This window comes from Streptomyces sp. CC53, from assembly GCF_001865245.1.
Lineage (GTDB): Bacteria > Actinomycetota > Actinomycetes > Streptomycetales > Streptomycetaceae > Streptomyces.
Window position 1 is genome coordinate 184,669 of record NZ_MKXB01000157.1, and the last position, 529, is coordinate 185,197.

A 529-nucleotide genomic window follows, 5' to 3' on the forward strand; every position below is an offset into this window, starting at 1 on the left:
GAGGAGGTCGAGGAAGATCTCGGCGCCTGACTGGCCGGAGCCGATGACGGTGACGTGGGGGGTGGTGCGGAGGCGGTCGCGGTGGTGGAGGTAGTCGGAGGAGTGGATGACGGGGACGGCGGGGGCGTCGACGAGGGGCTTGAGGGGGTCGGGGATGTGGGGTTCCGTGCCGGTGGCGAGGGCGATGTTGCGGGTGTGGGTGCGGCCGTGGGTGTGGGTGTCGCTGTGGGGGTCGTGTCGGGTGTGGTCGACTTCGAAGAGGGCGAGTTCGTGGTTCCAGCGGATGGAGTCGATGTGGTGGTGGAAGTGGAGTCCGGGGAGGTGGTCGCTGACCCAGCGGGCGTAGGCCTGGTATTCGGCGCGGTGGATGTGGAGTTGGCGGGCGAGGTGGAAGGGGAGGAGGCGGTGGTGGGAGCGGAGGTAGTTGAGGAAGGTCCAGGGGTTGGTGGGGTCGGCGAGGGTGACGAGGTCGGCGAGGAAGGGGGTGGGGAGGGTGGCGTCGTCGGGGAGTGCGCCGGGGTGCCAGTGG

At 69.9% G+C, this 529-nt stretch carries 1 protein-coding gene; it reads right to left on the reverse strand.

What is annotated here, in order from left to right; translation table 11 throughout:
* A partial coding sequence (locus BJP40_RS18585; RefSeq protein ID WP_143065970.1) for a SidA/IucD/PvdA family monooxygenase occupies window positions 1-529 on the reverse strand: 529 nt, incomplete at both ends.